The sequence below is a fragment of the Kitasatospora sp. NPDC004615 genome (assembly GCF_042873545.1).
Classification (GTDB): domain Bacteria; phylum Actinomycetota; class Actinomycetes; order Streptomycetales; family Streptomycetaceae; genus Kitasatospora.
In genome coordinates this window covers 67,373-93,258 of record NZ_JBIALQ010000013.1, presented here as the reverse complement: position 1 = coordinate 93,258, position 25,886 = coordinate 67,373, and the positions used below count along the sequence as shown (strand labels likewise).

The 25,886-nt window shown below is 70.2% G+C and carries 29 protein-coding genes and 1 pseudogene; 13 read left to right on the top strand and 17 right to left on the bottom strand.

Going from position 1 to position 25,886, the window contains the following annotated elements; all coding sequences use genetic code 11:
- Positions 1–53: 53 nt before the first annotated feature.
- Positions 54–896, bottom strand: coding sequence for an undecaprenyl-diphosphate phosphatase (locus ACFYS8_RS33285; RefSeq protein WP_387648668.1), 843 nt, complete (start codon positions 894–896; stop codon positions 54–56).
- 299 nt (positions 897–1,195) lie between these two features.
- Here ACFYS8_RS33285 and ACFYS8_RS33280 point away from each other — a divergent pair, with 299 nt between their 5' ends.
- Positions 1,196–2,437: an acyl-CoA thioesterase/bile acid-CoA:amino acid N-acyltransferase family protein gene (locus ACFYS8_RS33280; protein WP_387648442.1), complete on the top strand. Its 1,242-nt coding sequence runs from the start codon at positions 1,196–1,198 to the stop codon at positions 2,435–2,437.
- Between the two features lie 11 nt (positions 2,438–2,448).
- Here ACFYS8_RS33280 and ACFYS8_RS33275 read toward each other — a convergent pair whose 3' ends face one another.
- Positions 2,449–3,030, bottom strand: coding sequence for a GNAT family N-acetyltransferase (locus ACFYS8_RS33275; RefSeq protein WP_387648437.1), 582 nt, complete (start codon positions 3,028–3,030; stop codon positions 2,449–2,451).
- Positions 3,031–3,399: 369 nt separating this feature from the next.
- Between ACFYS8_RS33275 and ACFYS8_RS33270 the strand changes: the two genes are divergently transcribed.
- Positions 3,400–3,804: a RidA family protein gene (locus ACFYS8_RS33270; RefSeq protein WP_387648434.1), complete on the top strand. Its 405-nt coding sequence runs from the start codon at positions 3,400–3,402 to the stop codon at positions 3,802–3,804.
- A 241-nt stretch (positions 3,805–4,045) separates the two neighbouring features.
- Here ACFYS8_RS33270 and ACFYS8_RS33265 read toward each other — a convergent pair whose 3' ends face one another.
- A complete protein-coding gene (locus ACFYS8_RS33265) occupies positions 4,046–4,303 on the bottom strand; it encodes a hypothetical protein (RefSeq protein ID WP_387648432.1) in 258 nt (85 codons plus the stop codon).
- 443 nt (positions 4,304–4,746) lie between these two features.
- Here ACFYS8_RS33265 and ACFYS8_RS33260 point away from each other — a divergent pair, with 443 nt between their 5' ends.
- Together ACFYS8_RS33260 and ACFYS8_RS33255 are read left to right on the top strand one after the other, a co-directional pair.
- Positions 4,747–5,550: a hypothetical protein gene (locus ACFYS8_RS33260; protein ID WP_387648429.1), complete on the top strand. Its 804-nt coding sequence runs from the start codon at positions 4,747–4,749 to the stop codon at positions 5,548–5,550.
- Positions 5,551–5,724: 174 nt separating this feature from the next.
- The gene (locus tag ACFYS8_RS33255) at positions 5,725–6,861 is read left to right on the top strand and encodes an FUSC family protein (RefSeq protein WP_387648426.1); all 1,137 of its coding nucleotides are present in this window, start codon (positions 5,725–5,727) and stop codon (positions 6,859–6,861) included.
- Between the two features lie 21 nt (positions 6,862–6,882).
- On the opposite strand, the gene ACFYS8_RS33250 is transcribed toward ACFYS8_RS33255, so the two are convergent.
- From ACFYS8_RS33250 to ACFYS8_RS33220, 7 genes are all read right to left on the bottom strand, one after another.
- The gene (locus tag ACFYS8_RS33250) at positions 6,883–7,863 is read right to left on the bottom strand and encodes a DMT family transporter (RefSeq protein WP_387648423.1); all 981 of its coding nucleotides are present in this window, start codon (positions 7,861–7,863) and stop codon (positions 6,883–6,885) included.
- Positions 7,850–9,319 carry a pyridoxal phosphate-dependent decarboxylase family protein gene (locus ACFYS8_RS33245; protein WP_387648420.1) on the bottom strand — a complete coding sequence of 490 codons (1,470 nt, stop codon included), beginning with the start codon at positions 9,317–9,319 and terminating at the stop codon, positions 7,850–7,852. The genes ACFYS8_RS33250 and ACFYS8_RS33245 overlap by 14 nt, the downstream gene beginning before the upstream one ends.
- Positions 9,319–11,076 (bottom strand): NAD(P)/FAD-dependent oxidoreductase, encoded by a 1,758-nt coding sequence (locus tag ACFYS8_RS33240; protein ID WP_387648417.1) that lies wholly within the window; start codon positions 11,074–11,076, stop codon positions 9,319–9,321. The genes ACFYS8_RS33245 and ACFYS8_RS33240 overlap by 1 nt, the downstream gene beginning before the upstream one ends.
- The gene (locus ACFYS8_RS33235; RefSeq protein ID WP_387648415.1) at positions 11,073–11,756 is read right to left on the bottom strand and encodes a GNAT family N-acetyltransferase; all 684 of its coding nucleotides are present in this window, start codon (positions 11,754–11,756) and stop codon (positions 11,073–11,075) included. The genes ACFYS8_RS33240 and ACFYS8_RS33235 overlap by 4 nt, the downstream gene beginning before the upstream one ends.
- Positions 11,749–12,471 carry a gamma-glutamyl-gamma-aminobutyrate hydrolase family protein gene (locus ACFYS8_RS33230; protein ID WP_387648413.1) on the bottom strand — a complete coding sequence of 241 codons (723 nt, stop codon included), beginning with the start codon at positions 12,469–12,471 and terminating at the stop codon, positions 11,749–11,751. The genes ACFYS8_RS33235 and ACFYS8_RS33230 overlap by 8 nt, the downstream gene beginning before the upstream one ends.
- A 213-nt stretch (positions 12,472–12,684) precedes the next feature.
- Complete coding sequence (locus tag ACFYS8_RS33225; protein WP_387648410.1) at positions 12,685–13,146, bottom strand: SRPBCC family protein; 462 nt, start codon at positions 13,144–13,146, stop codon at positions 12,685–12,687.
- Positions 13,147–13,392: 246 nt separating this feature from the next.
- Entirely contained in the window at positions 13,393–13,515 is a 123-nt protein-coding gene (locus tag ACFYS8_RS33220; RefSeq protein WP_387648408.1) for a hypothetical protein, read from the bottom strand.
- Positions 13,516–13,670: 155 nt separating this feature from the next.
- Between ACFYS8_RS33220 and ACFYS8_RS33215 the strand changes: the two genes are divergently transcribed.
- A complete protein-coding gene (locus ACFYS8_RS33215) occupies positions 13,671–14,066 on the top strand; it encodes a cupin domain-containing protein (RefSeq protein WP_387648405.1) in 396 nt (131 codons plus the stop codon).
- A gap of 75 nt (positions 14,067–14,141) precedes the next feature.
- Here ACFYS8_RS33215 and ACFYS8_RS33210 read toward each other — a convergent pair whose 3' ends face one another.
- Positions 14,142–14,525 (bottom strand): MerR family transcriptional regulator, encoded by a 384-nt coding sequence (locus ACFYS8_RS33210; protein WP_387648403.1) that lies wholly within the window; start codon positions 14,523–14,525, stop codon positions 14,142–14,144.
- A gap of 137 nt (positions 14,526–14,662) precedes the next feature.
- Between ACFYS8_RS33210 and ACFYS8_RS33205 the strand changes: the two genes are divergently transcribed.
- The 3 genes from ACFYS8_RS33205 to ACFYS8_RS33195 are packed head-to-tail and all read left to right on the top strand — an operon-like array spanning position 14,663 to position 16,489.
- Positions 14,663–15,328, top strand: coding sequence for a class II aldolase/adducin family protein (locus ACFYS8_RS33205; protein WP_387648400.1), 666 nt, complete (start codon positions 14,663–14,665; stop codon positions 15,326–15,328).
- Positions 15,325–15,753, top strand: coding sequence for a carboxymuconolactone decarboxylase family protein (locus ACFYS8_RS33200; protein ID WP_387648398.1), 429 nt, complete (start codon positions 15,325–15,327; stop codon positions 15,751–15,753). Before ACFYS8_RS33205 ends, ACFYS8_RS33200 begins: the two co-directional genes overlap by 4 nt.
- A gap of 34 nt (positions 15,754–15,787) precedes the next feature.
- Positions 15,788–16,489 (top strand): B3/4 domain-containing protein, encoded by a 702-nt coding sequence (locus ACFYS8_RS33195; protein WP_387648396.1) that lies wholly within the window; start codon positions 15,788–15,790, stop codon positions 16,487–16,489.
- 17 nt (positions 16,490–16,506) lie between these two features.
- Here ACFYS8_RS33195 and ACFYS8_RS33190 read toward each other — a convergent pair whose 3' ends face one another.
- From ACFYS8_RS33190 to ACFYS8_RS33180, 3 genes are all read right to left on the bottom strand, one after another.
- Complete coding sequence (locus ACFYS8_RS33190) at positions 16,507–17,523, bottom strand: DNA gyrase subunit B (RefSeq protein WP_387648394.1); 1,017 nt, start codon at positions 17,521–17,523, stop codon at positions 16,507–16,509.
- Positions 17,524–17,767: 244 nt separating this feature from the next.
- The gene (locus tag ACFYS8_RS33185; RefSeq protein ID WP_387648392.1) at positions 17,768–18,544 is read right to left on the bottom strand and encodes a LamB/YcsF family protein; all 777 of its coding nucleotides are present in this window, start codon (positions 18,542–18,544) and stop codon (positions 17,768–17,770) included.
- Between the two features lie 240 nt (positions 18,545–18,784).
- On the bottom strand, positions 18,785–19,246 hold the full coding sequence (locus ACFYS8_RS33180; RefSeq protein WP_387648390.1) for a MarR family winged helix-turn-helix transcriptional regulator: 462 nt from the start codon (positions 19,244–19,246) through the stop codon (positions 18,785–18,787).
- Between the two features lie 124 nt (positions 19,247–19,370).
- Here ACFYS8_RS33180 and ACFYS8_RS33175 point away from each other — a divergent pair, with 124 nt between their 5' ends.
- Entirely contained in the window at positions 19,371–20,807 is a 1,437-nt protein-coding gene (locus ACFYS8_RS33175; protein WP_387648388.1) for an MFS transporter, read from the top strand.
- Between the two features lie 431 nt (positions 20,808–21,238).
- On the opposite strand, the gene ACFYS8_RS33170 is transcribed toward ACFYS8_RS33175, so the two are convergent.
- Both ACFYS8_RS33170 and ACFYS8_RS33165 read right to left on the bottom strand, forming a co-directional pair.
- Positions 21,239–21,472 carry a DUF397 domain-containing protein gene (locus ACFYS8_RS33170; protein WP_387648665.1) on the bottom strand — a complete coding sequence of 78 codons (234 nt, stop codon included), beginning with the start codon at positions 21,470–21,472 and terminating at the stop codon, positions 21,239–21,241.
- A 79-nt stretch (positions 21,473–21,551) separates the two neighbouring features.
- Positions 21,552–22,361: a Scr1 family TA system antitoxin-like transcriptional regulator gene (locus ACFYS8_RS33165; protein WP_387648662.1), complete on the bottom strand. Its 810-nt coding sequence runs from the start codon at positions 22,359–22,361 to the stop codon at positions 21,552–21,554.
- Positions 22,362–22,452: 91 nt separating this feature from the next.
- On the opposite strand from ACFYS8_RS33165, the pseudogene ACFYS8_RS33160 reads away from it, so the two are divergent.
- The 4 genes and pseudogenes from ACFYS8_RS33160 to ACFYS8_RS33145 form a co-directional block, all read left to right on the top strand.
- Positions 22,453–22,723: pseudogene (locus tag ACFYS8_RS33160) on the top strand (tetratricopeptide repeat protein); the annotation flags it as partial.
- Positions 22,724–23,065: 342 nt separating this feature from the next.
- Positions 23,066–23,314, top strand: a complete 249-nt coding sequence (locus ACFYS8_RS33155) for a hypothetical protein (RefSeq protein WP_387648385.1) — start codon at positions 23,066–23,068, stop codon at positions 23,312–23,314.
- 83 nt (positions 23,315–23,397) lie between these two features.
- Entirely contained in the window at positions 23,398–24,462 is a 1,065-nt protein-coding gene (locus tag ACFYS8_RS33150; RefSeq protein ID WP_387648383.1) for a DUF2804 domain-containing protein, read from the top strand.
- Between the two features lie 61 nt (positions 24,463–24,523).
- Positions 24,524–25,303 carry a maleylpyruvate isomerase family mycothiol-dependent enzyme gene (locus tag ACFYS8_RS33145; protein WP_387648380.1) on the top strand — a complete coding sequence of 260 codons (780 nt, stop codon included), beginning with the start codon at positions 24,524–24,526 and terminating at the stop codon, positions 25,301–25,303.
- A 164-nt stretch (positions 25,304–25,467) separates the two neighbouring features.
- On the opposite strand, the gene ACFYS8_RS33140 is transcribed toward ACFYS8_RS33145, so the two are convergent.
- Positions 25,468–25,836, bottom strand: coding sequence for a VOC family protein (locus ACFYS8_RS33140; protein WP_387648377.1), 369 nt, complete (start codon positions 25,834–25,836; stop codon positions 25,468–25,470).
- Positions 25,837–25,886 lie beyond the last annotated feature (50 nt).

Genomic DNA, 25,886 nt, shown 5'->3' with positions numbered 1-25,886 from the left:
GGGGCGGGCCGCCCGGTTGTTCCGGGGCCCGCCCCTTCCGGGGTGGTGGCAGGTCAGTGCACCGAGCCCGCGTCCGGGGCGAGGACGCCCGCGGTGACCAGGCCGATGATGGTGATGCCGAGCAGGACGCGGTAGATCACGAACGGCATGAAGCTGTTGTGCGAGATGTACTTCAGGAACCAGGAGATCGCCGCGTAGCCGACCGCGAAGGCGATCACGGTGGCCAGAATGGTCGGCCCCCAGGCAGGTGCCGGGCCCTCGCCGATCTTGAAGAGTTCGAGCGTGCCGGAGGCCAGCACCGCCGGGATGGCCAGCAGGAACGAGTACCGGGCGGCCGCCTCGCGGCTGTAGCCGAGGAACAGGCCGGCGCTGATCGTGCCGCCCGAGCGGGAGACGCCCGGGATCAGCGCCAGCGACTGCGCGGCGCCGTACATCAGCGCGTGCGGGAAGGTCAGCGAGCTGATCGGGCGGGCGTTGCGGACCGCGCGCGAGCGGTCGGCGACGGCGAGGATCAGACCGAACACGATCAGCGTGGTGCCGATCAGCCGCAGGTCGCGCAGCGTGGTCTCGATGGTGTCCTGGAACAGCTTGCCGATGATGCCGATCGGCAGCGTGCCGACGATCACGTACCAGCCGAGCTTCGCGTTCTGGTCCCGCCGCCACTCGGCCCGGAACAGCGACAGCGTCCACGCCTTGATGATCGCGCCGATGTCGCGGCGGAAGTAGATCAGCACCGCGGACTCGGTACCCAGCTGCGTCACCGCCGTGAACGCCGCGCCCGGGTCGTCCCAGCCCGCGAGGGCCGAGAACACCCGCAGGTGCGCGCTGGAGGAGACCGGCAGGAACTCGGTCAGACCCTGTACGAGACCGAGCACGGCCCCGTGGAACCAGTCGATCACCGGACAAACCCCGCGGATATCGATCGGTGGTTCAGCATGGCGTCAGTCCTGTTCGCTCGTGAGATGGCCCGGCGGCGGCTCGGGGGCTCGGACCGGTGTGGCCCGGACAATAGGGGCTCCAGGTGTCGCGGACCTTTCCTCCGGGTGTCTGGAGGGGTTCGACGCTCGGCGGGTGAGGACGGGCGGGGGGGCGTCGTGGTGCCCAAACCTCCGGGTGCGGCAGCAGAGTTCGAGGCCGGCGCATTTGATGGGGACTCATGCCGGGGGCAGAATGCTCCGAAACACGGGGGGATCGAATGGTCCGGACAACGCGCCGCAGCCTGGGCATCGCCCTGGCCGCGCTGCTGCTCACCGGCTCGACCGGCTGCACGCCGAAGTGGACGGGAACGCACCGTCTGACCATTCTCTTCGACGACCGGAGAGCGCTTGCCGACCGGCCCGTGCAGCTGGTGGTGGCCGGACTGTCGTCGGGCCAGGCAGTGACCGTCACCGCAGAGGCCGAGGACCAGGCCGGCATCGGCTGGCGGTCCACCGCCGTCTACCTCGCCGACGGCCGGGGCGAGGTCCACCTCGAGGGCGACGCGCCCATCAGGGGCTCCTACCACCATGCCGACGGGATGGGCCTGTTCTGGTCGATGCTGCCGACCAACGGCAGCGCCAACACCGTGTTCAGCCCGCCGGCACCCGCCGCCGACGACGCGGCCGCCCTCCCGGTCCGGATCACCGCCGTCGCCGACGACGGAGTCACCGGCGAATTCACCGTGCTCCGCCGTTGGACCGCCGACGGCGTCACCCGCACCGAACTGAACCCCGCCACCGACCACGTGGCCGGCACCCTCTACCTGCCGCCCGCCGGAACGCCCGCCAAATCCCCCGTCCTGCTGCTCGGCGGCTCCGAGGGCGGCAACTCGGGCGTCGCCGCCGCCGCGCTGCTCGCCTCGCACGGCCACCCCGCGCTGGCCGTCGCCTACTTCGGCCTGCCCGGACTGCCGGACACCCTGCAGAACATCCCCGTCGAGTACGCCGTCGGCGCCGCCCGGCTGCTGGCCGAGCGGGCCGGCAGCCGCGACATCACGGTGGAGGGCAACTCGCGCGGCAGCGAGCTCGCGCTGCTGGTGGCCGGCCAACTGCCCGACCTGGTACGGCGGGTGATGGTGTACGCGCCGTCCGCCGAGGTCAACGCCGGGCTGCCGGACGGGGCGGCCTGGACGCTGAACGGGGCGCCCGTTCCGGCCGGCCCGATCGCGCTGGACCGGACCCCCGCGTCCATCCTGGCCGTTGCCGGCGAGCGCGACCGGCTCTGGCCGTCGCCCCGGTGGGCGCTCCAGCTCGGCACCCCGACCGCCGCCGCGCCGAACCGGCAGGCCGTGCTCCACGCCGGTGCCGGACACGCGGTCGCCGGCATCCCGTACCTGCCCACCGGGAGCACCGTGGCCCCCGTCGTCGGTTCGCCGATCGACCTCGGGGGCGACGCTGCCGCGAACCAGGCTGCGCACATGCAGGCCTGGCCGAACTTCCTGGCGTTCCTGGACTCCTGACGCCCGCCCGGTCAGGCCGGGTGGCTCGCCGCCCAGTCGGCGCGGGTCAGCTCGTAGACCACGTCGCCGTGCTCGCTGCCCGGGATCGGGTCCGGCCAGTCCTCGAAGAACGTGCGGACGTGGCGCAGTCCGGCCCGCTCAAGTACCCGGCGGGACGCGGAGTTCACCGCCATGGTGGTGCCCACCACCCGTTCCGCCTTCAGCTCGGTGAACGCTGCGCGCACCAGGGCGACGGCCGCCTCCGTCGCGTACCCCCGGCCCCAGGCGGCGGGCAGCAGGCGGTAGCCGATCTCCAGTCCGCCGGACGGGCCGGTCTCCAGCCCCACCGAGTGGGCCGGGCGCAGGGCGGCCCAGCCGAGGAAGCTCTCCGTTCCGGTGGCCAGCGCCCAGCAGCCGAGGCCGGCCGGCAGTCGGTCGTACTCGTCGAGCACCGCCGGGAGTACCTGCTCGGCGACCTGCGCCGCGGGCATCGGGCGGCCGTCCTCCAGGTGCCGCATCACCTCCGGGTCGCCGCACAGCGCGGTGACGGCGGGGAGGTCGGCGGGGGAGAGGCGACGGAGAGTCAGCCGGTCGGTGCGCAGGCGGATGTCCATCGGGCGAGCAGATCACCCGGGCGCGGGCGCGGCAAACGCTTTTCCGGGTGCGGGCGGGAACAGTCGAGCGAAGCAGACCAACCCACCGATCGACCGGACTGTCCCTGACCACCATCGACCTGCTCGCCTGGCCCACGATCCACCGCTGACGTCATCAGCCCGGCTCTCGGCCGAACCCAACTGAAAGGCGGAGGCCGGTTCGTAGATTACGCCAGCGACCGAAGGGACCCGACGCAGCCAATTTTGTGCGCACGAAGAACACTTCGAAGGCGCTGCCGGACAATCATCGTTTACACGAACCCGTAAATTCTTCGCGTAAAGGACCTGTCCGCAGCCGGCGGCCCACAAGTTGTATCAAGGGAGTGAGTCATGAGTACTCAGGTGAAGGCATTCGGGTTCGGCATGCCGTGGGAATCGTTGTACGGATACAGTCAGGCCACTCAGGTCGGTGACACGGTTTATGTGTCGGGGCAGCTGTCCCATGACCGTCACGGCACTTTCGTGGGTGCCGACGACTTCGAACTGCAGGTCCGCACCACGCTGGAGAATCTGGACCTGGTACTGAAGCAGTTCGGGGCCGAGCGCAGCCAGATAGTAGAGACCACGGTTCTGGTGCGAAACCTGCGCGAGAACTTCGACACGACAGCACGCCTCCACGCCGAGTACTTCGGGGAGCACCGTCCCACCAGCACGGTCATGGGCGTTTCCGACTTGGCGCTGCCGGACCAACTCGTGGAGATCGGCGCGCTCGTGCGTCTCGATGTGAAGCCGTAGGTGAGGAGTCCGGCTCGATTCATTCGGTGAGCTCTTGTCATCCTGACTGCTGAACACGAATGAGTGATGCCGGGGAGCGGTGAGCGTGGCGCCCCGGCTCGAAGGCGACTTCGCAACTCGCTGCATGGCGACCGGGGTGTGGAAGCACTCATCAGTTCGAATCTCGTATCCTCCGCCTTCGCCCGCCAGGGCAAACGAAAGGCCCCGACTCAGTGGTCGGGGCCTTCTTCGTGTTCCGGGCTCAGCTCGCAGTGGCGTGCTCGGGTTCGCCCACGGCCTGCAGCCTTCGTGCCCGCTTGGCCGCGGGGATGGAGGCGAGCAGTGCGGTGACGGTCAGGAACCAGAAGGTGCTGGTGTAGCCGTTGTCGCGGGGGAACGGGTGGGTGGCCGTGATCCCGGAGGACAGGATGCCGGCCGCGACCGCGCTGCCGATCGCGCCGCCGATGGTGCGGATGTTGGCGTTCAAGCCGCTGGCCGCGCCGGTCTGGACACCGTTCACCTGCCCGAGGGCCTCACCGCCCGTCCGCTGACAGACCCCGTCCCGCTCTACCCCTGGCACGCCGTCTGGAACACCACCACCACGAACCCCGCCGTCAACCAGGCCCTGGAACTCACCCACACCTACGCCCGAACCCACCACTGGCACCGCCCCCCGGCCACCGACTGGTGGCTCCCGCAGCCGGACTGCAACGCACTGCGAGCCACCGGCTGACCAGCAGTGGCTCCACAGCCCCCTTGGGCGGAGTGCCTGAATGACTCAGCCTGCGACAGGCCGTTCGCCGCCGACCGTCGCCGAATTCGTCCAGCGCCTTCTGGAGTTCGGTGAGACGGTGGCGGATGCGCAGGGCGTCCGGCCAGGGAGACGAGGGCGGCGTCGGCGGTGCACGGTCCCGGGTCAGGGTGAGGGAGAAGAGCGATGAGGCGAACGGGCAGGTCGCGGTGATGACCGGGGGACAGAAGGCTGGTCGGCGTCGGGGCCGCGGTGCCGCGCTGACGTTCGTGGAGCACGTGGGCCCGAACGGGGTGCTCGTCCGCCGGGGATCGCGGCGCCACCGCAAGCACCAGGGGCCGGCCGCCGGATCGACGTGGTGGGCGCCCGCGGCGCGCGGATGGTGGATCGCCGTCCTGTTCGCCGTCGGGTCGCTGCTGTTCGCGGTCGGCTCGATCCCGGGGTACGCCAATGCGTTCGGGTCGTCGCGCGGCGACGCGATCACCTACTTCGTCGGTTCGCTGTTCTTCACCACGGCTTCGTTCCTCTGTTACCGGGAGGCAGTCGACGCCTCGTTACCGGCGCAGAATCCTCGCCGCCGACGCTTCTTCGTCGTCCAGCCCGGCCGGATCGACTGGTGGGCCACCGCGGTCCAACTTCTCGGGACCGTCTACTTCAACGTCAGCACCGCGCTCGCCATGGCCAACAACCTCTCCGCGCAGGCGGCACACCGGCATGTGTGGCGGCCCGACGCGATCGGCTCGGTCTGCTTCCTGGTGGCCAGCGCGCTCGCCTGGTACGAGGCCTGCCACGGGTGGCTGGCCTGGCGCCCCCGAACCTGGGCCTGGTGGATCACGCTGGTCAATCTGATCGGCTCCATCGCGTTCGGAGTCTCCGCCGTGGCCGGCTGGGTCAGCCCGGTGACCGGCCAGGTTCACAACCTCGACCGGGCGAACACGCAGACACTGATCGGCGCGGTGTGCTTCTTGATCGGCGCGGTGCTGCTGTTGCCCGAGCGCACCGAGGAAGCCGCCTGAGTGTCCGTACCCGTCTCAGGGTTGAACCATCTGGGGGCGCACGAGTAACAGCGCCGGGTGAACAGGACCTCGTCACGGACGGCCCGGCGGGCCGCCGCACGGCAACGCCGAGAGGATCGAACAATGCGCCTGAAGTGACGTGAACGGTGAAATGCCGCGAGAGAGAGGGTGTCCATGACCGGTACCAGCAGTCGAGCCGGACAGCCGGCCCGCCGGAGGATCACGAGTGGGCTCTCGAAAGTGTTCGCACTCAACCCGGCGGGCCTGAACTGGCCGCGGGCGGTGATGTTCCTCGATGTCGCGCTGGTGCCGCTGGTCGTCTTCTGGGCGATCGGGTACGAGCAGTACTTGCTCAGCGCGGTTTTCGGCCTGTTGCTCGCAGCGCTGGACGACCCGGGCGGCAGTTACCGGGGCCGGGTGTCGCACATCGCCGTCTTCGCCCTGATCGGTGCGGGGGTGACCGCGCTCGGGTTCGGCATCGGCGGGGACGCCTGGGGCTGGCTGGTGCTCGCGGCCTTCGTGGTCACCCTCGTGGCCGGCCTGGCGGTCGCGTACGGGACGCGAAGGTTCGTCACCGCCATGCTCCTCAACCTCTGGTTCATCATCACCCTCGGCGCCGCCTCCAGCTTCCATCAGCACGCGCGCATCACCAGCTACACCTGGGCCCAGACGGTTGCCTGGGCAGGTGGCTCGGCGTTGTGGATCGTCGTCACGTTCGCCGGATGGTTGATTCAGGGACGCGTGGACAGGCCCCAGCCGGTGACGGAATTCCCGGGCGACACCTCGCGCCGGAAACTGACGCGGCCGCTGATCATGTTCGCGGTGATCCGCGCCCTGGCCATCGCCGGCACTGTCGCGCTCGCCTTCGGGCTGGACCTGTCGCACGGCTACTGGATGCCGATCGCTGCCATGGTCGCGATGAAGCCGAATCTGGAGCAGGCCACGCTGGTCTCTGCGCAGCGGCTGACCGGCGCGTCGATCGGCGCGGTCGCGGCTGCGCTGCTGCTGTTGATTCCCACCAGCGAGCACGGGCTGCGATTCTTCGCCGTCCTACGCGGACTCGAAGTGGTCGCACTCGTACTGCTGGTGCACGGCGCGGCGATTCGCTTCTGGAACTACGCGCTCTACTGCGCGGCCATCGCCGCGGGCGTTCTCGTTCTGGTGGACCTCCCGCAGCCCTCCGACTACGCCGCCGAGGGCTACCGGGTGCTGTGGACGTTCTGCGGCGTCGGAATCAGCCTGCTCGTCATGCTGCTCGCGGGCCTGCTGGCCAAACGCACCCACAGAGCGACGTCCCGGTCGGCCGGTTGACGGGCGGCCGGGCGTGAAGGATCAAGGCGACTCGGCCGCCCTGAGCACAGGTGGTGGTGCGGCCGCCGCGCGGTTGAACAGGTAGGCGCAGAGGAAGACGCCGGTCACGACCAGCAGGGCGCCGGTGAGTTCGTAGAAGCCGGGCAGGCGGTGCTGCCACAGGAGGTTGAACACCACGCCGAAGACGGCCTCCATTCCGATGATCGGGCCCATGATCGTCGTGGGCAGGCGTTTCGTTGCCGCGCTCCAGAACCAGGTGGCGCACCAGGAGCCGAGGAGCGCCAGCGCGGCGCACCAGCCCAGGTACGGCCAGAAGGTGCCGGGGTCGGCGAATGGCGAGGGGCCGCTGCCGGATCGGGCCAGCGGGATCAGGAGGGTGGATCCGCAGAACGCACCGAGGCCGATGCTGGCGGTCCACACCGCGTTGTCGACGGGCACCTTGGCGCGCTTGAGGATGATTCCGTTGACGATGACGAAGTAGGCCCAGGCCAGGCAGGCCGCGAAGCCGAGGGCGATCCCGATCAGGATGTGGTTCGCGGAGCCGCCGGCCCGGTCGGCCGCGGAGCCGCGGTCGACCAGGAGCAGACCGCCGGAGACGATGAGGGTCGGCAGCAGGAGCCGTCGCCAACTCAGCGCCTTCTCGAAGACATTGGAGGCCAGGGCGACCATCGCGGGGATCAGGCCCGTCAGGGTGGACGCGAGGACTCCGCCGCCGATCGTGGCGGACAGGGACAGCAGCAGGTAGAAGCCGATGTATCCGACCACGCCCAGGTGCATGGCCTTCAGGAAGCTCCGCGCCCCCATCCTCCGTGCCTTGCCGAGGTTGAGCGCCAGGACGGCCATCGACATCAGGCCGAAGACCGCGTACCTGCCCACCACCAGGTAGTAGATGTTGACCGGGGCGATGGCGGCGGGCCCGAGGAAGGTGAATCCCCACAGGGCGGTCGCGGCCAGTGCCGCCGGGAGGCCGATCGAGTAGTTGGGTGCCTTAACGGGAATCACCTGCGGGGGCCTTCGGCGAACGGTCGGTGAGCTGGTCGCCGATCGCCTGGATCCGGTCGACCAGGAATTCGATGTCGGCCACTGTCGTCCTGTGGTTGTTGTTGGCGACTCGGATGACGAACTTCCCGTCGATGACGGTGTGCGAGGGCATCGCCAAGCCACCGACCTGGAGCCGTGACAGTATCTCCCGGTTGACCCGGTCGAGTTGGTCCGCCTCGGCGTCCGGCCAGACGTAGCGCAGGCAGGCGATGTTCAGCAGGCTGCGGGAGACGACCTCCAAACTGCTTGAGGCGTCGGCCAGCTGCGTCAGGTGGGAGATCTGCTCGATGTTGCCCGAGATCGCCTCGGCAAAGGCGTCGAGGCCGTGTGTCCTGAGCGCGAACCAGACCTTCAGTGCCCGGAAACGCCTGGACTGCTCGATGCTCCGGTCGGAGAACGCGACTTCGTACGCCGCGGGGCCGCGGTCGGTCCGGCTGATGTAGTCCGCGTTCGAGCTGAAGGCCGCTTCGAGGCCGTCCGGCCGGTTGACCAGGACGCAGCTGGCGTCGAACGGCAGATAGAGCCACTTGTGGAGATCGAAGACGAGCGAGTCCGCCTGGTTCAGGCATGCCAGCAGCCGTCGGTGGGTCGGCAGCAGATAGGCGAACGCGCCGAAGGCGCCGTCGAGATGGAGCCAGAGCCCCTCCTCGCGGGTGACGGCCACCAACTCTTCCAGGGGGTCGATGGCACCGGTGTTGACGGTGCCGACGTTTCCGACCACGCACAGCGGATGGAACCCCGCCTCGCGGTCGCGCCGGATCGCGTCGCGCAGCGCGGCCGGGTCGATCCTGAAGTCCCGGTCGACCGGAATCTGGCGGAAGAACTCCCGTCCGATTCCCAGGAGTTCGGCCGCCTTCTCGAACGAGTGGTGCGTCTCGACGGATCCGTAGACGGTGAGCTGCGGACCGCCGAGGTTGCCGTGGCGACGGATGTCCCAACTCCCGCCGGCCTGGCGCGCGGCGGCGAGGGCGATGATCTGACCCATCGAACAGCCGCTGGTCAGCACCCCGGAGGCTTCGGCGGGCCAGTCGAAGGCCTGCTTGAGCCATTCGATCACCTGCCGCTCGACCAGCATCGCCGCGTTCTCGCCCGAACCGAGCGTGCAGTTGATGACGGAGGCGAGCAGATCGGCGTAGGCGGCGATGGGCACGCCGGAGCCGTTGGCCCAGCCCCAGAAGCGCGGATGGATGTTGCCGCGTGGATACGGCAGGATCGACTCGCAGAACTCCTCGTACACGGTGGCCATCGGCGTACCGCTGCGCGGCAGTTCGGTGTCGAGGGCCGTGCGGACCTTGTCGGGCACGGGCTGCCAGACCGGGCGGTCACGGACACCCTCGAGGTAGTCGGCCATGTCGTCGATCATCCGCTTGCCGAGGTCCCGGAACTCCTGCCAGTCGGCGGGATCGAGGTTGCCCATCAGTGGTTTCCTCCCTCGATGAAGGCAGTGAAGCGTTCCGGGTGGTAGAGCGCGTGCATCGGGTGCGGCTCGCCGCGGAGCGAGGCGAGGACGGCGCGGCCGATCGCGGGCGCCTGGGCGAAACCGCCGGTGTTGTGGCCGCCGTTGATGATGAACAGGCGCTCGCTCACCGTGGTTTCGGCGTGGTAGAGGCCGAGCGAGGTCGCGGTCCAGGGGCGGACGCAGAACTTGAAAGCGTAGTTCTCGGCCGGGTCGGAGGATTCCGGCAGTTCGGCCCGGTCGGGGAACAGCCGCTCGATGGTGTCGCGGATGCCCTCCCGCATCGCCGCGAGCTGCCGTTCGTCGATGCCGTCCGTCGTGGTGCCGACGTACCCGTAGCCGGAGCCGACGATCAGGATCTCCTGGCCGTCGCTGTCCACGGCGACCGTGACGTTGGCGTCCTCGGTCACGTGTCCCTTGCGGGCGACCTTGAGCGAGTGCGTCAGGTCGATGCCCTTGTTGCTGATCCGGATCCAACCGCCCAGCACACCGTGGATCCGCCCCTCGCACGGAGATCCGGCGAGCAGTTCCTGTCCCTCGAATCCCGGCGAGGCCACGACGTGTGCGGTCTCGGGAACGGGCCGGTCGCAGGCGAATCCGGTGAGCCGCCCGGCGTCGTCCCGCCGTACGCCGCGGACCGGGGTGTTCCAGTGGAAGACGGCGCCCCGGGCTTCGAGCTGCGCGATGATCTTCCCGGCGAACTTGTGGACGTTCACCGTGAATCCGGGTACCAGCAGGCCACCGGCCAGCTCCCCGTCCTGGACGGGCCGGGCCAGACCGGGGAAGTCACGGGCGACCTCGGCAGGCGTCAACTCGCGGCGCACGGCGCCGATCCGGCGGTGGCGGGCCAGCGCGGCCTCGAGCCCGCGCGGGTCGGAGTAGAGCCGCAGGATGTCCTCGGCGAACACCGCGTCCTCGAAGAGGTCGGGGTGGTCGCCGCGTAACCGGTTCCAGCCGTGGAAGGCCTCCGCGGTGAAGGCGAAGATGTCCTCGTTGTAGGCCCGCGCGAGCCAGGCGGGAACGCGCTGGAACTCCTCGATCCAGGCCCGTTCCGAAGTCGGCAGGGCGGAGCCGCTCTTGGCCAGCCAGCCGTTCTCGGTGACCGGTGCCCGGAACCAGGACGGGGCGCTGCCGTGGAAGTCCTGGTTGTTGTAGCTGTCCATCTCGGTGAAGGTGAACATCCGGGCATCGTCGCCCGCGTGGGTGCAGCCGTACTGCCGCCAGTCCTTGCTTCCGGGTGACGGGGACTTGTCGAGCACGGTGACGTGGTAGCCGTTGTCGGTCAGCTCCAGCGCGGTGACCAGGTTGACGATCCCGGCGCCGATCAGGACGACCTCACGGTTCTGCGGATCGCCGCCGACGGAAGGCCGGCCGAGGGCGAACTGCTGCTCGCAGCGTCGCAGAGCCGTGGCCAGGGCGTCCAAGTCGGTGTCGTTCTGCTGGAATTCGGTGATGCCGGGCAGCCGGGTCGCTCCCGGTATGCCGATCACATAGGAGAGGAACTTGGGGCCGGGAACGGACTCCGACCACAGGCGCAGTGCCGAGTCATCGGGCCGTCGAGGTGTGATCAGGGCATCGGCACCGTGCTGGATGGCGCAGTCGACCACCCGTTCGTCCGACGCGAGCGACAACTCCGGTGCGTGGACGATGTTTCCGGACTTCAGGAAGTCCGAACCCTCGAGCCCTGAAGTGACTGTGGCCATCAGGACCTTGGTCACGAGAAGAACCTTTCGTCGTTGGAGGGAAGAGACCACTTCTGCATGACAAGTCGGGGCCCGGAGTCGTCGATCGTGATGCCGGTGCCGATCCACCCGTCCTGGAAGGCGAGTTCCAGCTCTGTGGTGGACGCCAGAGCGACGGCCTGCGCCGGACCGGCGGCCTCGGGCCAGCCGGCCGGGGTGGACCGGTAGAACAGGAACCTGAGTTTTCCGCCGAACTTCTCCACCAGCCGGATCGGCCGGAAGCCCGTCTCGATCAGCGAACGGATCCCGTGCGGGTTGCGCGGTGAGCTGGTGGCGAAGAGATGGCGGACGTCGGTGGCCACCAGATCGGCCAGGGCCCGGGTGTTCAGCAGCCGGGCCAGTCGGTGTCCGCGCCAGTCGGGCAGGACGGCGATGGTGTCCCAGTGCGCGACCCGGTCGTACTCGGTGGCCGGGAGCGCGGTGTCCTTGGCGAGGTTGAACTCGCGATCACGCGGAAAATAGACCATCCGGTACGCGACCGTTTCGCCGTCGTGGGAGACGCCGTAGCAATGGCCGCCGTCCGCGAGGCAGTAGGAGATGAACTCCTCCGTACTGGGCTGGAAAATCGTCTGGTCGGCCAGGCCCGCGCGGATGCGTTCCTGCAGATCGAGGATGAGCCCGAGATCCCCGGGGCCGAGCCGGTGGACCTCAAACATTGCGGCGCCCCGCAGCGGAGACGAAGGCGGAGATCAACGGGTCCGCACCGCCGGCCGGGTCCGGTGCCGCGGGCAGCTCCGGATGCCAGAGCACGCCCACCACCCAGCTGTCGCCCGTGAACTCGATGGCCTCGACGAGCGAGTCGTCGGAATGCGCGGTCGCCCGCCACCGCGGATCGGCCCGCTCGGGCATCGCCAGCCCTTGATGGTGGTAGGAGGTGACCAGCAGGGAGCGCTCCCCGTACGCCCGCGCCACCTCACCGCCGGCGACGAGCTCGACCCGGTGCCGCGAGGATTCGGCGACCGAGAGCCGGTGGGAGACGCTGCCGTCGGTCTCGTCGGGGATGTGCGGGATCAGCCGGTTCCCGGCCGCGACATGGAGGACCTGGCAGCCGCGGCAGATCCCGAGCGTCGGCATCCCGGCGTCGAGGGCCAACTCGACCAGCCGGAGCTCGAACGCGTCGCGCTCGGGGTGGTAGTCGTACCCCTCCTGCCGGGGCGTTCCGGCAGCGTGGGCGGGATCGATGTCCTCGCCGCCGGTGAGCAGCAGACCGTCCAGCGCGGACAGGATCGGTTCGCACAGCTTCTCGTCGCCGAACGGGATGATGATCGGCACACCGCCTGCGCGCGCGACCTGTTCGACGTATGCCTGGTGGACAGCGTGGCTCTGTACCGACCTGCGTAAGCGCGCGGTGATGCCGATTCTGGGTCGCACGACCCGCCCCCATGAGCTCGCATAAATGACTGAACACGGTCACGGGGGATGCTAGCTGACGCCGACTCGGCCGCACCAGATCAACCGGACGTCTCCCGGTGCCGGCCGCGCATCCCGCCCGGGACGTCCGGCGGAAGGGTACTCAACCCGCCGTCCGGCCCGACGCGACGAAGCAGCGCAGTGCGCTCGGTGACGTCTGCGGCTCCGCCCGGGTCAGCTGCCGCCGCCCAGTCGCCGGGCCAGCACCCGGCCGCGTTCGGCCTGCACTGCTCCGGCCTTCCCGGCCGCGTAGCGGAGCAGGCCGAACGGGGCGTGCAGCCGCAGTCGATCGAGCACCAGGGAGCCGTCGGCGCCTCGGGCGGTGACGGCGAAGCGGTAGTCCATCCGCACACCACCCGGGCTGACCACCTCGCCGCTGACCGTCGCCTCGTCCGGCAGCCCGGCGTCGTCGATGCGCAGGGTGACCCGGATGACGTTGTCGTGCTGGATCAGTCCGAGGAACCGGAAGCGTTCAACGGCCACGTAGTGCGTGACCCCGTCCTCGTGCTGCACGTCCCGCACGTCCACGAGCAGCGGGGAGAGCCCGATGTAGTTCTTGGGATCCGCCAGATGGGCAAGCACGGCGGCGGGCGGCGCCGCGATGTCGTAGCTGTGGCTCAGTTCGGTGCTGGGCACGTCCACCCCCGTCCGGTCCGGGTCCGATGTTTCCGAGTCCGGCTCGTGGACCGGGAACGATCGGGCTCGGCAGTGTGCGATGCCGTGCAGGTTGTCACAGGCGTCGCGGCGGTCTCCGACAGGGAGCACCCGCCCCACGATCATCCTCGACCGCGTACGCGACATGCCAGTCGCGGTCCGGAGGCACCGCCCCGGGACAAGCCAACGGGCCGACGGCAGGCGCGCGTTCATTGGTGAGCCCTGATGTCAGGGCTTGGTGCCGACCGCTCCCGCCAGGGTGACCATGAGCTCGACCGCCTCGTGGTCGGTGAGTCCTTGCTCGCGGCACAGGGAGCGCCAGGTCGAGAACGCCGCGGCGTGGCCGATCACCGCCCGGCGGGTCGGATTCCCGGTTTCCGGCCAGGCGGCGGCCAGGACCTCGACGTAGTGCCTGGTGGTTTCCGCCCGGGCCTCGCGAGGGCTTCCTCGGCTCCATCGGCGTCGCCTTCAAATTGTGGGGCGCCGACACCGGAGGGGCTGTCTCCGTGGTCGAGCACCCGTTCCCGGTCGGGGCGCTGGTGCCGCCGCACCTGCACACCCGGGAGGACGAGTACTCGATCGTCCTCGAGGGCGAGATCGGCTTCCGTTCCGGCGACCGCGAAGCCGTCCTGGGCTCCGGCGGCTACATCACCAAGCCGCGCGGGGAACTCCACACGATGTGGAACGCCGGCCCCGTCCCGGCCCGAATGATCGAGATCATCAGTCCGGCCGGATTCGAGCACTTCTTCCGCGAGCTGGCCGAAATGTTCGCCGACGGGCCGCCGCGGACGGAGGACGCGATCCCGGCGCTCGCCGCCAAGTACGGGCTCCGGTTCGGGCGGCCCGACTGGCTGCCCGACGTCATCTCGCGCTTCGGCCTGACGCCGCCGCCCGGCGTCTGACTCGTTCCGGCGTCTGACTCGTTCCGGCGTCTGACACGTTCCGGCGTCGCCGAGCCGGGCGCCGTCGATCGGGCGTCAGTCGGAGTGGCTCCAGGTCGCCATCTGGTCCCGGAAGGTCGGGCAGCTGACGATGTCCGACTGGCCGCACTGGAGGGCATGGGTCAGGAGTTGGTGGGCGTGGTCGAGATCGATCATGCGCTGCTCGATCTCGGCGACCTTGGCGCGGATCATCGCCTGCCGCCGCGGCTGGTCCTGCTGGAACTCTCTGACCTCGGCCAGGCTCAGGCCGGCTTGCTGGAACTTGCGCAGCAGCGTGATTCGCTCTGCGGCCTGTGGCGGATAGCGTCGCTGCCCGCTCTGGCGTTCGGGTGCGGGCAGCAGGCCGTGGCGTTCCCAGAACCGGATGGCCGACGCGGGGACACCGGTGATCTCGGCAAGTTGACCGATCGTCATGCGCATGCTCCGCCGATCCTCTCTCTCCGCCGTCGCGCCGGTCCGGCGCTTGACTTGAACCTTAGTTCAAGTCGCAGAGTGGCCGGCACGTGCAGCGGTGGCGAACCGGACACCGCCGAAAGGGAATTGGGAGATGGAGAGAGATGGCAGACACGGCAGAGATGAAGGGCCGGGCTCACCAGCTCATTGAGGCTGCTCGGCAGCTCTTCGTGGCGGGGGTGATGTCGTACTCCGGGCACGCCAACCTGAGCGTCAGGCTCGACGCCGACCGCTTTCTGCTGACCCCCGGCTTCGTCCGCGACCTGGAGCCCCACCAGTTGGCGACCGTCGGTCTCGACGGGCAGGTCCTGGAGGGAGAACTGCGGTCCGTCAGCGCCGAGATCATCACCATGCACAGCGTCGTCTACCGCGCTCGTCCGCAGGTGGGCGCGATCATCCACACCCACTCGCCCGCCGCGACGGCCTTCGCGGTGGCCCACCGGCCGCTGCCGTGCCGCACCGAACCGATGCTGCGCTTCGGACAGCCCGAGGACGTACCGGTGGTGCCCTGGGGACCGCGCGGGTCGGACGTGTCGGTCCGGGGTATTGCCGAGGTCCTGGAACGGCGGCCGACGACAGCCGCAGTCCTGCTGGCCAACCACGGGCTGCTGGTGTTCGGCCCGGACGCGGTGGCGGCCGGCCACCTTGTGGTGGCGATCGAGGAGAGCGCACAGGCCGAGATCGCCGCGGCGGCGATCGGCGGGGCCGTGGACTTCCCCGAGGGCGCCCTGGAGGCTGTCCGGGCCTCGATCGCACGGGTCTCGTCATGACCGACCACACCTTCGCCGAGCGTTCCGAAGCCCTGCGTGCTCGTTACCGCACGACGCTCGGAGCCGTCCCGCGCGCAGTGGAGGACCGTCTGCGGGTGGCCCAGGCCTTCGGCCGGCTGACGACGGAGGAGGCGTTCACGACCCTGCGCCACATCGTCCTGGCCGACAGTCCTCTCGGCGGTCGTGTGCAACAGCTGGTCCACTTCGGGCAGTTGCTGGCTCTCGGCCGACCCGAACCGGCCCGGATCCACGCCCGGGGAGCACTCCACGCGGGCGCCGGAATCGCCGACCTCATCGGAGTCGCCGAGACCGCGCTCATCACCTCGGGCACGCCGGCCTACGCGCTCGGTATCGAGATCGTCGTCGAACTCTTGCAGGAGGAGGGCGAGGGCGAGGGCGGCCAGGTCGTGCCGGGCCTCGTCTGATTTGCTAGTACCTCTCTGAACGGAGCACCACCACATGACACTTGTGCACCTGCACCCCGCCGTCGCCGAGGCCTTTCCCGGCGCTCGGATCGCGCTCATCACCGCGCGCGGCATTCGTGGGACGGAGCCGTGGCCCGGCACCGTCGCTGCGCTGGAGAGGTTGGAGGGTGAACTCGCCGGTGGCGACTGGCAGCCGGCCGGTGAGGGGGATGCGCGGATCGACGTCTGGCATGCCGCGTACCGGGCGTTCGGGACCAATCCGCGGCGGATTCGGCCGAGTGTGGATGCGCTGGGGCGGCGGATGGCCAAGCAGGGGGTGCTGCCTCGGATCAACCCCGCCGTGGACTCGTACAACGTGGTGTCCGTCCGGCACGGGCTGCCGGCGGGGGCGTTCGACCTGGCGGCGGTGGAGGGCGAGGTGGTGATCGGATTCGCCGACGGGAGCGAGGAGTTCACGCCGCTCGGGGAGCCGGAGACGGTGGAGCGGCCGAAGGCCGGTGAGGTGATCTACCGGGATGCGGCGGGCGTCCTCACGCGCCACTGGAACCACCGCGACGCGCACCGCACCCGGGTCACGGAGCACGCGGTCGACGCGGTGTTCATGCTGGAGACGCTGCAGCCGGACGGGGAGCAGTTGGTGCTGGCGGCAACGGAGTTGGAGGAGCTGCTGGCGGCGCACAGTGCGGCGGTGACGGTGCGGTACCTCGACCCGGGGGTGGCCCGGGTCGAGGTCTGAGGCGTCGGCAGGCGGCGTCAGCGGGCGGTCAAGGCGGCTGCCCGCTCCGGGTGTTGGTCCCGCCAGGTCTCCAGGGCGTGCTGGACGGCTTCGGCGACGCAGGTTCGGACCGGGGTGTTGCCGAGGACGTCGCGGCAGGCGTCTTCGAACTCGGGGGTGTCCAGCTTCACCGAGACGATCGCTGTCAGCCGGGCGTCGGCGCCGAGTACGGCCGTCACGGCGTCGCGGAAGCCCTCCAGGTGGGTGCCGCCGCGGGTGCGACGGGAGTTGGCGAACTGCGCGATCCGCGGCTCGCCGTCACCGGCCGGGGCGAGGGCGATCTCCATCGACCCGCCCATGCGGTCGTCCTCGCGTTCGACGACGATCGCCTCGGCCGGGTCGGCGCCGAGGTGGGCGAGGAACTCCCGGGCGCCGTCCGGGGCGTGGAAGCGTTCGGTGTGCGGTGCGTCGCCGCGTTCGTCGGTCAGGACCAGGTCCAAGGCACGGTTCACTGCCGCGAGTTCGCGGAATCGCGCGGCCAGGGCGGAGCGGTCGAACACCACCGTCTCGAAGATCGTCGGGTCGGGCCGGAGGGTGATGGTGGTGGAGGCGCCCTCGGCCTGGCCGGTCGGGTGGGGCGGGGTGGTCTGCTCGCCGCAGGCGTACTCCTGGTGGATCGTCACCCCGTCGCGCTGTTCCTCCGCCATCAGCCGGTCGCTGAGCGCGTTGACCACGAACAGGCCGACTCCGAACGAGCCGGCGAGGCAACCGGTCCAGTTCCGGGGAGCAAGTGCCATCGTCGTCAACTGCCGTTCCAAGCTTGACGCGTAGCCGCCGTCGTGGGTGACCCGCACGCTTCCGTCGGCCAGCAGGACGACCTCCACCCGGTGTGCGTTCCCTCGCAGTACCTCGTCGATGGCCAACCCCACCACTTCGTGCACCAGGTTGTGCAGGCCCCGTTCGCCGGTCGAGCCGATGTACATCCCGGGCCGTTTCCGGACGGCCTCCACGCCCTCCAGCACCACGATCTGACTGGCGTCGTACGCATGCGTCACGGTGTCCCCTCCGATGTGCTCAGGCAGTGCCCCAACTCTAGGGGAAATCCGGGAAAACACCAGGTCAGGGCTGGTGTGGCGAAGCCTCGCAAGCAGCGCTGAAGGGGGGTTCGGCGGGGCCCCGCCGCCACGGTCGCGGGTGGGGGCGGGAGGGGCGTGCGGGTGTCGCGGAGGGCGGGGAAGGGGTGTTTTCGGGCGGGCGCGGCGCGGCGAATTCGAGGAATTTTTCGGCGGCGCCGGGCCGTCAGGTGAAGGCCTCCACCCGGACGCCCGCCGTGGCGAGCGCGCCCCTTACCCGCCAGGCGAGTTGTGCGGCGCCGGGGGTGTCGCCGTGGACGCAGAGCGAGCGGGCCTGGACGGCGATGGGCTCGCCGCCGACGGCGGTGACGGTGCCGTCGCGGGCGATGCCGACGGCGCGGGAGATGACGGCCTCGGGGTCGTGGACGACGGCGTCGGGGTCGCGGCGCGGGACGAGGGTGCCGGCCCAGGTGTAGGCGCGGTCGGCGAACGCCTCGGTGACGACGGGGAGGCCCACGCCCTCGGCGACGGCCAGCAGGCGGGAGCCGGGCAGGCCGAGCAGCGGCAGCGGGCCGTCGCAGATCGCGCCGGACCGCAGGACGCCCGAAACCACGGCCTCCGCCTGCTCGTTGTCGTGGACGACCCGGTTGTAGAGGGCGCCGTGCGGCTTGACGTACGACACCCGGGAGCCGGCTGCGCGGGCGAACACCTGGAGGGCGCCGATCTGGTACGCGATCTCGTCGGCGAGTTCCTCCGGCGGGACGTCCATCGCGCGGCGGCCGAACCCGGCGAGGTCGCGGTAGGAGACCTGGGCGCCGATCCGCACCCCGCGTTCGGCGGCCAGGGCGCAGACCCGGCGCATGGTGGACGGGTCACCGGCGTGGAAGCCGCAGGCGACGTTGGCGCTGGTGACCACGGACAGCAGGGCCTCGTCGTCGGTGAGGCTCCAGCGGCCGAAGCCCTCGCCGAGGTCCGCATTGAGATCGATCGCCGTTTCGGCCACTTCGCCTCGTCCGCCCTTTCCCGCACGGTCCGACCCGGGGCCCCGGGTGTCCGCTCCTGGGGGTGATCGTAGGGCCTGACCGTTTCGGCGGTGGTGGCTGCCGGGCTTCGGGTGACAGGTTTTACCCGGCAGTTCCCGGGCCGTGCCGCGCTCGCCACCCACTCGGGTGCAACGCGGTCGGGGGAGCGTTCGGCGGCGCGAATTGACGCCCGGGTCGGCAGAACGAACAGAGCCGGAGCGTCAGTCGCGCGGCCAGGGGCGGCCCTGGATCTTCTCGATGTCGCGGTTGAAGCGTTCCAGTACCTCGGCGAACTCGGCGAGGTCCTCGGCCGTCCACTCGTCGACCACCTTGGCCAGCCCTCGGATGGTCCAGTCGCGGTCGCGGTGGAGGCGGCGCAGCCCCTCCTCGGTGATGCGCAGCTTGCGGGCCATCCCGCCGTCCGGGTCGGGGATCCGGTCGACCAGGCCGGAGCGCAGCATCGCGGCGGTCTGCCGGTTGACGGTCGAAGTGTCCAGGCCGAACGCCTCGGCGAGCTGGCCGATGGTGAGCGGGCCCTCGGTCTCGATCCGGCTGAGCAGGGTGTACGCGCTGCGGTCGAGGCTGTCCGGGCTGCCGGAGGTGCGGGTGGTGGCGAGCACCTGGTGGCGGTTGAGCAGCATCATTTCCCGCTCGATCAGGGCGAGTTCCTTGGTGTGCGGCATGCTCCTCCGTCCGGTGCGTCGCTCTTTGGCAGCATATCCCGCATGGGTTCTATGTGTATGGTACACATGATGTGCATCATGCATATGAAGCAGTCGGAGTAACCGAAGAGATGAGAAGAACCCCATGAGTCAGGCACGCACCGGCCCCGTCGTCGGAGTGCTCGCCGGCGCGGGCATCGTGGTCTCGCTGATGCAGACCCTGGTCGTCCCGCTGATCCCCCAACTGCCGGACCTGCTCCACACCTCCGCCGCCAACGCGTCCTGGGCGATCACCGCCACCCTGCTGGCCGGTGCCGTCGCCACCCCGGTGCTCGGCCGACTCGGCGACATGTACGGCAAGCGCAAGGTGCTGCTGATCAGCCTCACCCTGCTCGTCATCGGCTCGCTGATCTGCGGCTTCAGCAACGCGCTCGCGCCGATGGTGATCGGCCGCGCCCTGCAGGGCATCGGCGCGGGCGTCATCCCGCTCGGCATCAGCATCATGCGCGACGAACTGCCGCCGCAGAAGCTCGGCTCGTCCATGGCGCTGATGAGCTCCTCGCTCGGCATCGGCGGCGCGTTCGGCCTGCCGCTGTCCGCCGTCATCGCCCAGCACGCCAGCTGGCACGCCCTGTTCTGGATCTCCGCCGCGCTCGGCGTGCTGATCGCCGGCGCCGTCGTCGCGCTCGTCCCCGAATCCCCGGTGCGCTCCGGTGGACGCTTCGACGTGGTCGGCACGATCGGCCTCGCCATCGGCCTGGTCGCCCTGCTGCTCGCCGTCTCCAAGGGCAGCGACTGGGGCTGGGCGTCCGGCACCACCCTCGGCATGTTCGCCGTCGCGGCCGTCGTGCTCCCCGTCTGGGGCTGGTGGGAACTGCGCACCGAACAGCCGCTGGTCGACCTGCGCACCAGCGCCCGCCGCCAGGTGCTGATGACCAACCTCGCCTCCGTGGTGATCGGCTTCGCGATGTACGCGATGAGCCTGGTCTCCCCGCAGCTGCTTCAGCTGCCCACCAGCACCGGCTACGGCCTCGGCCAGTCGATGGTCGCCGCCGGCCTGTGGATGGCGCCCGCCGGCCTGGTGATGATGCTGCTGTCGCCGATCTCCGCGAAGCTCTCGCGGGCCAAGGGGCCCAAGGTCTCGCTGCTGGTCGGCGCCGTGATCATCACCGCGGGTTACCTCGCCGCGCTCGGACTGATGGGCCACGCCTGGGGCGTCCTGGTGTTCTCCTGCCTGATCAGCGGCGGCATCGCGTTCGCATACGCGGCCATGCCCGCGCTGATCATGGGGGCCGTGCCGGCCTCGGAGACCGCCGCCGCGAACGGGCTCAACGCACTGATGCGGTCGATCGGTACGTCCACGTCGTCCGCCGTCATCGGTGTGGTGCTGGCGCACATGACGACCAACTTCCACGGGCGCACGCTGCCGTCGGAGGGTGGCTTCCGGACCGCGTTCCTGATCGGCGCCGGGGCGGCCGTGCTGGCCGCGCTGGTCACCCTCGCCATCCCGGGCATGCGCAAGGCGGCGACGCTGAGGGCCGTACCTGCGGAGCCGGCCGTCGCGGAGGGTGCCACGAAGTAGGCGCGAAGCGCGACAGGCGTACGCTCCGTCCGCAAGGCCGTGATCGGGTGCAGGTCACTGCCCTGCGTCGCGGCCTTGCGATTGGGCGGAGCTTCTCGACGCCTCTGGAAACCCCAAACCCCGCCGCCCGGAATCCTGAGCTGCGGGGCTTCGTGGCGCGCGGGCGGTCACACGTTGCCGAAGTGGCCGGTCCTGACGGCGTCGATGAAGGACGACCAGGTGTCGGCCGGGAGACCAGGGCGGGGCCCTTTGCTGTTTCTGGGATCTTCCGGCGTGCTGATCGACCGCGCAGTCGGGTTGCCGGAGCCAGGCCCCCGATGCCAACGGCCGGGCGCGCCCCGGGAGTTGCTCGCAATCGCCGCATCGGAAAAGCGAAGCCCCCGGCGAGCTTGTCGGGGGCTCAACTGCGGTGTGGGTTCGACAAGTTGGTGTCAGGCGATTCCGAACTTCCCGCTTCCCGCCGCTTCAGCGAAAGCAGCCCAGGCAGTGGGGGAGACAGTGAGAACGGGCCCGTTCGGGTCCTTGCTGTCCCGGACGAGAACCACGCCGTGCGACTCTGCCAGGTTGATGGCGGGTTGGACGCAGTCCCCGCCGTTGCTGTCGCTGTATGACGCGCTCTTGAAGTAGGCGAGGCGACGAAGCGATGGAGCGCCAGTTCGCTGCATGGGATTGACCAGTCCTTCCATGACGCTACGGATCAGGGCGGCCGAGTCGGCAACGGAGAGTGCACTGCCGCGAAGCCGATCATAGGCCCGTGAGAAGCGGTTGATTTTCCCTGGGATCGGTGGTGAAGTGCCCGCTGTTCAGGCTCTCCGAGTAGAGGTGTCGCTCGCCGTCCGACATGGTGAGGAGCGTGAACGACGAAGCGGCCGGAGTGCGTTCTCCGAGTTCGAGCGGAGCAATCTGAACGACAATGTTCGGGCGGCGCATCAGGTCCCGCAGATGTGCGAGCTGCCGGTGCATCACCTGTGGCCCGCCGACTGTCCTGCGGATCGCGGCCTCGTCCAGGATCATCACCAGGCGTGGCCCGTCATCGGCGAGGAACCGCTCTTGACGGGTCAGTCGCGCCGCCACCTTCTCCGCTATGACGGTGGGGTCGGGATCGACTTCCCCGCGCCGGAACAGGGCCTCCGCGTAGTCGCGGTGCTGGCCCGGACCTGGGACCAGCGCAATCGAGTACTTCAGCACTTCCACCGCCAGGCGCTCGCGTCCGGCGTACACCCGGAACCACTTGGGATGGATCTCTCCCTCCTGGTACCAGCTCACCCGGTGGTACGCGTCGATCAACAGGCCGTCGGTGCCGAGCAGCTGGCTGAGTCGCTCAACCATGTCGATGCTCGGTACGCGCTCGCCCTTCTCGAAGCGGGATACGAGTGACGCGTCACAGTTCACCTTCCGCGACAACTCCGCGATGCTCAGGCCGGCCTTGGCGCGGAAGTGCTCCAGGAGCCATCCGAAGCCGGCTTGGGTCATGTTGGGCTGGGGCGTGCTGGTGCTGCGCTCGAATGCCCGTCTGGCCAACTCGCTTCTCTTCCTCTGCTCCTGACAGTGCATCACTGTCACGGGTCCCACCCTGTTCACCGTACCTGTTCCTGTCGATGCTGGTTACACACCGACGACAGGACGGAGACAGGCGGTGACCATCATGCATACCTACAGGCTCGCGCTTGTCCCCAACCTGGCGATGCGGGAGCTGCGAGGCGACCTCTCGCCGAGGGAGTTCGCCACGAAGATTCGCAGGGCCGGTCGGGAGATCGGCGAGCAGGTGTCGTGCGACGCGCGCTACGTCGGGCGGTTGGAGGCCGGTGAGATCCGCTGTCCCTACTACGTCTACCGGCGGGTGTTCCGGCACATGTGGCCGGACAGGTCGCTGGCGGACCTCGGGTTCGTCCCGCGCGGGGCGGCTCGCCGCCGTCCGCCGGTGAAGCCGGAGCCGGAGCCTCCTGTGACCCGGCCCCCTGTACAGCCCGCCCCAGCGCCCGCGCCACGGAGCTGAGGCGGGCGACCAGCCCACCCGATGAGTCGCCCGGGTGCCCGTCGCCGACCACTCCCGGGTGCGCAGCGATGGGGCCGCTCACCCGGCTCGCTCCCGGGTGGGCGGCTGTGGAACGGTCGGCTGTCCGCGTGGTGCCCGTCCGTGCTGAGGGGCACGGGGCGACACGGCAGGAGCGGGCGTCCCGCACTTCTCGCCCGCCCACCGCGACCTGGTATGGCGGGCGATCCGGCCCGATCCGGACGGCATCCTGGTCCCAGCCGGCGTGCTCATCGCCGAATCGACGGATGGCGTGGTCCTGACCGTGGCCGACGACCACCGGAACCGCGTGCTCGTGCTCGACCCGGACCACTGGGCCGACCTGTGCGACGCCGTCAAGTCCGGCCTGCTGGACGGGGTGCTCGGGGGCCGCATCATGTGCGAGGACCCGAACCGCCCCCTGAACCCCGCGACGGCGGCGCCCGTGAGCGGCCCTGCCATCAGCACGTCCGCCCTCGGGCTGCTCAGTGCCTGACACCGAGCAACCCGGGGCGCGGTTGCCCCAGTTGGGTGGGTCCGTCCCTGGTCGTGCTCTCACCGTGGCAGTAGGGTGCGCGGATGGTGACCCATGAGCGTGAGATCAAGGAACCCGTCGATCTGTGCCTGCCCGGCGGGGAGCTCAATCCCGCTGCGGTCGGGTGGTCCCGGACCCCGCTGCACCGGGGCAACTTGCGTGGGTGGGGGCGTACGAAGCGGTTCGAGTACTGGTGCGTCACCACGTCGACGCATCTGGTCGCGCTGACCGTCAGCGACCTCGACTTCCTGACGCTCGATGCCGTGCACTTCCTGGCCTGGGACGAGCACGGTGTGCTGGAGGACCACGAACGCACCGCGCTCGCCCCCGGGTTGCCGCTGCGGCGGACTGCCATGCCCGAGGGGATCGCCGGGGCCGGGGGTCCGTACGGTGCGGACCTGACGGTCGGGCCGGAGCGGCCCAGCCGGCGCCAGGTCCGAGTGGCGATCCGTCACGAGGCGAGCGGCACCCGATTGTCGGCCCGGGTGCTCACCGCCGACCTGCGGACGCTCGAAGTGGACCTGCTGGTCGCGCTGCCCGACGGTCACGAGACGATGTCCGTGGTCGTTCCGTGGGACGGAAAGCGCTTCCAGTACACGTCCAAGCACACTGCCCGTCCCGCCACCGGCACCGTCCGGCTGGGCGGTCGCACATACGCGTTCGACGAGGACGCCTGGGGTGTGCTCGACCACGGGCGGGGCCGCTGGCCGCGTTCGCTCGGCTGGAACTGGGGCGCCGCGTCCGGCCGTACGGACGGGCATGTGGTCGGCCTCCAGTTCGGCGGGCAGTGGACGGCGGGGACGGGCTCCACCGAGAACGCGCTGTGCGTGGACGGCCGGCTCAGCAAGATCGGCACCGAACTCGACTGGCAGTACGACCCGGCGGACCTGCTCGCGCCCTGGCGGATCAGCACCCCCGGCAGCGACCAGGTGGAGCTGACCTTCACGCCCTTCCATGACCGGCGGGTCCGCACCGAGGCCGGTCTGCTCGCCAACCGCACCGACCAGTGCTTCGGCCACTACAACGGCAGCATCCGCACCGACGACGGCCAACGAGTCGCGGTGGACGGCCTGTTGGGGTGGGCGGAGGACGTCCGGATGCGCTGGTGACGGCCGCGCCGCCGGGAAAACCACTGTTCGGCGGGCCGGCACGGGTGATAGACAACCGCGCGTGGAAAACAATCCTGACTTCGCCGGTCCCGCCTTCGCCGATGTGCTGCGCCTGATCGACGACCGCTCGGCGGCCTTCCGCGCCGCGATCGCCGCCGCGCCGTCCCTCGACGCGCCGGTGCCCTCCTGCCCGGGGTGGACGCTGCGCGACCTCGTCCAGCACATCGGTGAGGGCCGCCGCGCCTGGGCCGCGACGATCGCGGCCGGGCCGGCGGCCACCGCGAAGCTGGCGCCGCTCGGCGAGGCGACGGCGCCCGAGGAGCGCGAGGCACTGGTCGGCTGGCTCGCCGAGTCCACCGAGCTGCTGCTGGACGCGCTGCGCGAGGCCGGCCCCGGCCGGGTCTGCTGGGGTTGGTGGGGCAAGTCGCAGACCCCGCTGACCAGCCGTGCCGTGGCCCGGCGCCAGCTGCACGAGATCACCGTGCACACCTGGGACGCGCAGTTCACCATCGGCGCGGCCGAGCCGCTGCCCGCCGAGGTCGCGGTCGACACGGTGGAGGAGTTCCTCTCCACCGTGTGCACCACGACGGAGGCCTGGCCGCACGAGCCCGCCACCGCCGACTACCACGCCACCGAGGGCCGCTCCTGGCGCAACCAGGTCTCCGCCGACGGCGCCGTGCTCGTGCCCGTCCCGGCGGACGCCACGGGCACCGCCACCGCCGAGGGCCCGGCGAGCGACATGGCGCTCATGCTCTACGGCCGCCTCCCGCTGGAGAGTGTGAAGCTCGGCGGCGAACGCCGGGTCTTCGACCAGCTGGTGGAGTGGGACCCGGAGCGCTGATGCCCGACGGCCCGCCCCCCACGTCACGCGGAGGGCGGGCCGACGGTTGCCTGACGCGGCACTAGTCGCGGAGGGCGGCCCAGCCCGTGTCCGGGGCGGTGTCGAGCAGGGTCTCGCGGTGGATCGTTGCCATGAACGGGTGCTCCTCGCAGCGGAGTTGGTGGTCAGCTCGCGGCGGGGACCAGGCAGAACGGGTGGCCCTCGGGGTCGGTGAGGACCACCCATTCGCCGTCGCCGGGCTGGAACTCGGGGCGGGCGGCGCCGAGTTCGAGCAGTTCGGTGACGGCGCGGTCGAGGCCGGTGACGGTGAAGTCGAGGTGCAGGTACTTGGCGCCCTCGGGCCATTCCGGGGCGTGGTAGCCCGGGACGTGGACGAAGGCCAGTCCGGGACCGTCGGGGCCGGCCGAGAGGGCGGCGAACTCCGGGCCGTTGTCGGTGAGTTCCCAGCCGGTGGCGTGGCGGTAGAAGGCGGCGAGCGCCATCGGGTCGGCGCAGTCGATCGAGATGGTGGCGAGCTTGGTAAGGGCGGACATCGGGAGACTCCTCGGGGAAGGGACGAAGCCACTGCGGCTCCGGTGACGAG

Excerpts from the sequence above, each read along its gene's own strand:
- ACFYS8_RS33280 (WP_387648442.1), top strand. The coding sequence starts at position 1,196 with ATGGTCCGGACAACGCGCCGCAGCCTGGGCATCGCCCTGGCCGCGCTG.
- ACFYS8_RS33275 (WP_387648437.1), bottom strand. The coding sequence starts at position 3,030 with ATGGACATCCGCCTGCGCACCGACCGGCTGACTCTCCGTCGCCTCTCC.
- ACFYS8_RS33270 (WP_387648434.1), top strand. The coding sequence starts at position 3,400 with ATGAGTACTCAGGTGAAGGCATTCGGGTTCGGCATGCCGTGGGAATCG.
- ACFYS8_RS33260 (WP_387648429.1), top strand. The coding sequence starts at position 4,747 with ATGACCGGGGGACAGAAGGCTGGTCGGCGTCGGGGCCGCGGTGCCGCG.
- ACFYS8_RS33255 (WP_387648426.1), top strand. The coding sequence starts at position 5,725 with ATGACCGGTACCAGCAGTCGAGCCGGACAGCCGGCCCGCCGGAGGATC.
- ACFYS8_RS33245 (WP_387648420.1), bottom strand. The coding sequence starts at position 9,319 with ATGGGCAACCTCGATCCCGCCGACTGGCAGGAGTTCCGGGACCTCGGC.
- ACFYS8_RS33235 (WP_387648415.1), bottom strand. The coding sequence starts at position 11,756 with ATGTTTGAGGTCCACCGGCTCGGCCCCGGGGATCTCGGGCTCATCCTC.
- ACFYS8_RS33210 (WP_387648403.1), bottom strand. The coding sequence starts at position 14,525 with ATGCGCATGACGATCGGTCAACTTGCCGAGATCACCGGTGTCCCCGCG.
- ACFYS8_RS33205 (WP_387648400.1), top strand. The coding sequence starts at position 14,663 with ATGGCAGACACGGCAGAGATGAAGGGCCGGGCTCACCAGCTCATTGAG.
- ACFYS8_RS33200 (WP_387648398.1), top strand. The coding sequence starts at position 15,325 with ATGACCGACCACACCTTCGCCGAGCGTTCCGAAGCCCTGCGTGCTCGT.
- ACFYS8_RS33195 (WP_387648396.1), top strand. The coding sequence starts at position 15,788 with ATGACACTTGTGCACCTGCACCCCGCCGTCGCCGAGGCCTTTCCCGGC.
- ACFYS8_RS33180 (WP_387648390.1), bottom strand. The coding sequence starts at position 19,246 with ATGCCGCACACCAAGGAACTCGCCCTGATCGAGCGGGAAATGATGCTG.
- ACFYS8_RS33175 (WP_387648388.1), top strand. The coding sequence starts at position 19,371 with ATGAGTCAGGCACGCACCGGCCCCGTCGTCGGAGTGCTCGCCGGCGCG.
- ACFYS8_RS33170 (WP_387648665.1), bottom strand. The coding sequence starts at position 21,472 with ATGCAGCGAACTGGCGCTCCATCGCTTCGTCGCCTCGCCTACTTCAAG.
- ACFYS8_RS33165 (WP_387648662.1), bottom strand. The coding sequence starts at position 22,361 with ATGCACTGTCAGGAGCAGAGGAAGAGAAGCGAGTTGGCCAGACGGGCA.
- ACFYS8_RS33150 (WP_387648383.1), top strand. The coding sequence starts at position 23,398 with ATGGTGACCCATGAGCGTGAGATCAAGGAACCCGTCGATCTGTGCCTG.
- ACFYS8_RS33140 (WP_387648377.1), bottom strand. The coding sequence starts at position 25,836 with ATGTCCGCCCTTACCAAGCTCGCCACCATCTCGATCGACTGCGCCGAC.